Genomic DNA, 2,471 nt, shown 5'->3' on the forward strand with positions numbered 1-2,471 from the left:
GGCAATGCGGTCCGGCTCCAATCCCAATAACAGGAACGTTAGCCTGCTCAGTGATGATGCGGCCTACTTCTGGAGGTACCGCTTCAATCAGCAGAGTTACGATGCCCGCCTCTTCCAACGCTTTGGCATCATCGATGAGCTTCTCGGCTGCCTCCAGGCTGCGTCCTTGGGACTTAAAGCCGCCTAACATAGCAATGGATTGAGGTGTCAAACCAATATGGCCCATAACAGGGATAGTGGCTTTGGTTAGGGCTTCCACAATATCAACTACGTTGCTGCCACCTTCCAGCTTAATAGCATCACAGCCAGCTTCTTGCATGAAGCGGCCGGCATTTTTAATGGCTTGCTCAATACTAATCTGGTAGGACATGTACGGCATATCGCCAATCACGTACGCTGTGGGAGCACCACGCCGCACTGCCTTGGCATGGTCAATCATAGTGTCCATGCCAACGGGCAAAGTCGAATCGAAACCTAGCACCGTCATTCCCAAAGAATCTCCAACCAGAATAATATCCATGCCCGCTTTTTCTTGCATTAAGGCCATAGGATAGTCGTAGCCGGTAATCATAGTGATTTGTTCACCAGCAGCCATCTTCTCTTGTAATGTGAGAATTGTGACCTTTTTTCTCATATTCGATCCTCCTTTTTGATATTTCACTTTACGAAACCAGATTAGGCCCCTCTCCCTCCTTCCTTTATAGCTACCCAGAATTAGAAACGCGACGGAAAGCAGTAGGGGTAACCCCTTTCCGGCTGCGGAAAACATAGGTAAAGTAACTGTCGCTGGAAAATCCTACCGATTTAGCAATGGTTCGCACCGTTTGGTTGGTATTCAGCAGCAGCCATTCGGCTCGCATAAGGCGCATATCTTGAAGATTCTGTACGAAAGTCTTTCCCGTCTGTCTTTTTATCAAGCGGCTGAGGTAACATGGACTTATGAAGCATTTTTCAGCCACATCATCAAGAGTGATAAGTCGGGTACAGTTCTTTTGCATGTAGGTTAGTGCCCTGTCCACAGTGTCACGACCGCAATGCATTTTTGTCCGGTCGAATAGTAAACGAATCAAGCTATCGGTAAGCTCTTTTTGAGTAACTGGTTTGACCAAATAGTCGTCTATGCCATGGTGCAGAGCAGTGCGAACACTAGTCATTTCCAGGTGCTTATTTATAATGACCACTTTTATTTGAGGCTGTTGCAGCTTAACTTTTTGCACAAGGGCTAAAGCTTGTTCTTCTTGTCCTTCAATGTCCCAAATTATTAGCCCCGGGTTTTTCTGCTTAACGATTTTGCCAACCTCTTTCGCACTAGCGGCGCGACCTATTACAGACAAAGGGAGGCCTTTGTGTTCGTTTATGAATGTTACCAGCAGGGAGCGGCAGGCCTGATCGCTGCCGGCCACAACTACCCGCACAATTGCATCCCCCCTCCTAGGCAAGCTGGACGTTATGGCCCAAGGCATAACCGAGTCGATAAGAGACTTCTTGGGCACCTTCTTTAACATGCTTAATCAGGGTTGGAAGTTTGTCTTGAGTCATGGTAGCACCGACTCCAGACAAAGAAACAGCGGCAATTACCGTTCCGTTATTGTCTCGAACAGGAGCAGCAACACAGCGTAAACCAAGCTCCAATTCTTCCATATCCACAGCATAACCCATTTTCTTGACCTCCTGGAGGTGTTGGCGCAAAACTGCCGCATCCGTTATGGTGTATTTGGTATAAGCTTTAAGCCCTTTCGCTAAAATACTGTCAATTTCTTGGTCAGGTAAATGAGCTAGCAAAACCTTACCTGCTGCCGTTGCATTCAGCGGCAGCTTTTTTCCAATTTGGGAATACTTCACGATAGAGTTGGGGTTTTCTACCTTTTCAATATAAATAGGATCGTAACTTGAGAGCACTACTAAATGGGCAGTGTAACCGGTTATCTGCGATAGCTGTTCCAAGCAAGGTTTTGCTTCTTGACGAAGTTCCAACCGGGATGCAACGGTACCGCCCAATTGCAGGAGCCTTAGCCCAAGGCGATAACCGCCTTGGCCCGGCTCTTTCTCCACAAAATTGCGTCCTTCAAGGGTAACTAACAAGCGATGGACCGTGCTTTTGTGTAGATCAAGCTTGTTTGCCAGCTCAGTCAGGCCCAGCGGTGACTCTTCGCCTAGAGCTATTAGCACTTCCATGGCCCTTTCCACCGACCGGATATTGTAGATTGAAGAATTAGCAGACCCCGTCACTTCATCAAAATCCCCTTTGTGGTTTTATCTAGTGAAACAGCGTCTTGTACCTAGAGACTAATCCTTCTTTCTATACCCATATGTCTTAGTCCTTCTTTTCTTCCAACCATTGGCAAAAATGCAACATCTGAGGACAAATACTTGATATAAGCCAGAACAAAATCCGCGTCAGCAACGACCGCCTGCGCGAATCAAAGTACAACAGCCACACCTCCTCCTTTCCACGTTAGGAGGAGCGTAAA

3 protein-coding genes are annotated in these 2,471 nt (G+C 47.2%); all 3 read right to left on the reverse strand.

Annotated features, from left to right (window positions below; genetic code table 11):
* Positions 1–634, reverse strand: a 634-nt coding sequence (panB, locus tag GX016_09690) for a 3-methyl-2-oxobutanoate hydroxymethyltransferase (GenBank protein HHT71819.1), incomplete at its 3' end; no start/stop codon positions are given.
* 70 nt (positions 635–704) lie between these two features.
* Positions 705–1,415 carry a helix-turn-helix domain-containing protein gene (locus tag GX016_09695; GenBank protein HHT71820.1) on the reverse strand — a complete coding sequence of 237 codons (711 nt, stop codon included), beginning with the start codon at positions 1,413–1,415 and terminating at the stop codon, positions 705–707.
* A gap of 16 nt (positions 1,416–1,431) precedes the next feature.
* Positions 1,432–2,175, reverse strand: coding sequence for an IclR family transcriptional regulator (locus GX016_09700; GenBank protein HHT71821.1), 744 nt, complete (start codon positions 2,173–2,175; stop codon positions 1,432–1,434).
* Positions 2,176–2,471: the final 296 nt, after the last annotated feature.

This window comes from Bacillota bacterium (assembly GCA_012837285.1).
Lineage (GTDB): Bacteria > Bacillota > DTU030 > DUMP01 > DUMP01 > DUNI01.